This window comes from Pseudomonas sp. 910_23 (assembly GCF_052850795.1).
In genome coordinates this window covers 1-972 of sequence record NZ_VXCZ01000051.1, presented here as the reverse complement: position 1 = coordinate 972, position 972 = coordinate 1, and the positions used below count along the sequence as shown (strand labels likewise).

The 972-nt window shown below is 59.5% G+C and carries 1 protein-coding gene; it reads left to right on the top strand.

Features of this window, described 5'->3' with window-relative positions; all coding sequences use genetic code 11:
* The coding region (locus FW800_RS27275) for an RHS domain-containing protein (RefSeq protein ID WP_446438866.1) at window positions 1-972 on the top strand (972 nt) is incomplete at both ends.

Below are 972 nucleotides of genomic sequence, written 5' to 3'. Positions count from 1 at the left end.
AGACGGTCACTGGGCGTTGGCCTACGAATACGACAAACAAAACCGCCTCACCGCCGAACACCAAGGCTGGGGCACCCTGCGCTACGGCTACGACGCCTGCGGCCAGTTGAAAAACCTGCGCCTACCCGACAACAACCGCCTCACCTTCAACCACGACAAAGGCGGCCACCTCGCCACCATCGAGCTCAATGGTGAGGTGCTCACCTCACACCTATTCAAGAGCGGTCGCGAGCACCAACGCCAACAAGGTCAACTGCTCAGCCACTATCACTACGACGACCAAAACCGCCTGCACGCCCACGCCGTTACGCAGCAGCAAAACTACCTCTACCAACGCCAATACGACTACGACAAAAGCGGCAACCTCACCCGCCTGCTCGACACACGCAAAGGCCAGCACGACTATCGCTACGACCCGCTTAACCGCCTAACCCGCGCCGATCATTCCCAAGACGTCCAGGAGCGCTTCGCCCACGACCCGGCGGGCAACCTGCTGATGCAAGACCGTCCCGGCCCGGACATCGTTGCCGGCAACCGCCTGATGATCCAGGGCGACCGCCATTACGACTACGACGCCTTCGGCAACCTCATCCGCGAACGGCGCGGCAAAGGCCAGCAACTCGTTACTGAGTACCGCTACGACTGCCAGCATCGGTTAATCAGCATCACAAAACCGAACGGCGAAACCGCTAGTTATCGCTATGACCCGTTTGGCCGGCGTGTCAGCAAGACCGTGGATGGCAAGACCACGGAGTTTTTCTGGCAAGGCGACAAGCTGATTGCCGAACACCATGCGGACTGTCATCGCAGTTATATCTACGAGCCCAACAGCTTCCGCCCATTAGCACTGCTGGAAGGCTACGGACCACAAGCCACAACGCCCTACCACTACCAACTCGACCACCTAGGCACCCCGCAAGAACTCACCACACCGGAAGGAGAAATCGTCTGGTCAGCTCACTACCGCGCCTA